The 2,133-nt window shown below is 64.4% G+C and carries 3 protein-coding genes; all 3 read right to left on the bottom strand.

Annotation, left to right across the window (positions count from 1 at the left end):
• Positions 1-1,211 (bottom strand): aspartate ammonia-lyase (locus ACE3UY_RS13595; protein WP_374688049.1); only part of this gene is annotated, 1,211 nt, incomplete at its 3' end.
• A 122-nt stretch (positions 1,212-1,333) separates the two neighbouring features.
• Entirely contained in the window at positions 1,334-1,744 is a 411-nt protein-coding gene (locus ACE3UY_RS13590; protein WP_374688048.1) for a ferredoxin family protein, read from the bottom strand.
• A gap of 60 nt (positions 1,745-1,804) precedes the next feature.
• The coding region (locus ACE3UY_RS13585; protein WP_374688047.1) for a superoxide dismutase at positions 1,805-2,133 on the bottom strand (329 nt) is incomplete at its 5' end.

The raw sequence follows: 2,133 nt of genomic DNA, 5'->3' as shown, positions 1-2,133 counted from the left end.
GTGACGCCCACCAGACAGTTATCGATGAACGAAGTCACCGCGTTGATGATGACGTCCATGCTCTGGAAGAGGTTGTAGGCGATGATGGGCATCATCACGTTCAGTTCCAGTTGGCCCGCCTGGCCGGCCATCAGCACGGTCAGGTCGTTGCCCAACACCTGAAACATGGCCATGTCCAGCATCTCGGCCAGCACCGGGTTGACCTTGCCGGGCATGATCGACGAGCCGGGCTGCACCGGGGGCAGGCGAATCTCGTCCAGGCCGGTCGTCGGGCCGGAGGCGAGCAGGCGGAAGTCGTTGGCGATGCGGATCAAGTCCTGGGCCAGCGTGCGCAGCGCGCCGCTGAAGTGCACCGGGTCGGCCATGCTCTGCATCGACTCGAACAGGTCGTCGCTCTCGTAGAGCGTCAGGCCCGACAGGCGGCTGAGCACCTGGATCATGCGCGGATGATATTCCACGTGGGCGTTGAGGCCCGTGCCGGTGGCCGTGCCGCCGATGCCCAGCCGCCGCAGCCCCTCGGCCGCCTCGCGAATCTTGGCCGCGTCCCGCTCGATGGCCCGCGCGTAGGCCCCGAATTCCTGGCCCAGCCGGACGGGCACGGCGTCTTGCAGGTGGGTGCGACCGCTCTTGACGATGCCGTCGAAGGCCCGCGCCTTGACGCGGAACTCGGCCGCCAGCCGCTCCAGCACGCCCAATAGCTCATCCAGCCGCCACAGCGCGCCAAGCCGGATGGCGGTGGGGATGGTGTCGTTGGTCGATTGGGCCATGTTCACGTGGTCGTTGGGGTTGATCGGCTTGCCCTTCTCGCCCAGGCCAAAGCCGAGGAGCTCGTTGGCCCGGTTGGCGATGACCTCGTTGATATTCATGTTGTGGCTGGTTCCCGCGCCGGCCTGAATGGGATCGACGACGAACTGGTCGGCGAAGCGCCCGGCCAGCACTTCGTCAGCGGCCTGGATGATGGCGTCGGCCATCTCCTCGCCGCCAACGGCGCGCCCGCCGGCTTCCTTGCCGGCGAACAGGCTCAGGTCGCGGTTCACCTCGGCCGCGGCGCGCTTGATCAGGGCCATGGACCAGACAAAGGCGGGGTAGGGGCGCAGGCCGGTGATGGGGAAGTTGTGGATGGCGCGCTGCGTTTGCGCCCCCCAATAGGCGTCGGCCGGCACGCGCACCTCGCCCAGTGAATCTTTCTCGATGCGATAGTCAGCTGTCATGGTTACTCCTCCAAGCAAAAAACCGAATTAACCAACCAGGGTCACAGGTTAGTTAATTCGGTTCAATTCGGATTCGCGCGCCGAATAGGCTCGGCGCCGGCCGGCGTGGGGCAAGGCCCTACTTACATCTTCAAGGCGTCGTAGCCAGGACCCTCGGAGAAGAAGGCGTAGTTGGCCGGGATGTCCTCGGTCAGATCGAGCACCTCGCCGCCCGCCAGTTGTTTGGCGTTGAGCAGCTTGACGTGGTGGCCGTCGATCTCGCCCTCGAAGGGCACGCCGTCCGGCAGTTGCTCTTTGGTGCCGCCGATCCAGACGCCGGCCGGGGCGACGAAATCGAAGGGCACTTCTTCTTCAGGGAAAATGGCCTCATAGGGGCACTCCGGCACGCACGCGCCGCAGTCGATACAAGTGTCGGGGTCGATGTATAGCAGGGGCCATTCCTCTTCCGGCTTGCCCAGAACCATGCATTCGACGGGACAGACCTCAACACAGGCGGTGTCGCGCAGGCAGAGGCGGGTGATGATGTGGGTCATTGCTCTCTCCTTAGAAACCTTTCCGACCGGGTCGTCTGGCGGTCCGGTGCGGGAGTCATATTATCGCTTCGCGGCCGCGTACTTTTCGGCCACGGCGTTCCAGTTTATCACATTCCACCAGGCGGCAATGTAATCCGGCCGGCGGTTTTGATAGTTGAGGTAGTAGGCATGCTCCCAAACGTCGAGGCCGAGAATGGGTGTGTTGCCCTCCATGAGGGGTGTGTCCTGGTTCGGCGTCGAGCCAACTACCAGGTTGCCGCTCTGGTCTACGTAGAGCCAGGCCCAGCCAGAGCCAAAGCGCGTCGCGCCCGCCTTGGCGAACTGCTCCTTGAAGGCCGCGAAACTGCCGAAGGCGTTGTCGATGGCCTCGGCCAGTTCGCCGGTCGGCT

Source organism: Promineifilum sp. (SeqCode) (genome assembly GCF_041918635.1).
GTDB lineage: Bacteria > Chloroflexota > Anaerolineae > Promineifilales > Promineifilaceae > Promineifilum.
This window is presented reverse-complemented; position numbering and strand designations above follow the sequence as displayed.

Coding starts and splice junctions, on each gene's coding strand:
- ACE3UY_RS13590 (WP_374688048.1), bottom strand. CDS start 1,744: ATGACCCACATCATCACCCGCCTCTGCCTGCGCGACACCGCCTGTGTT.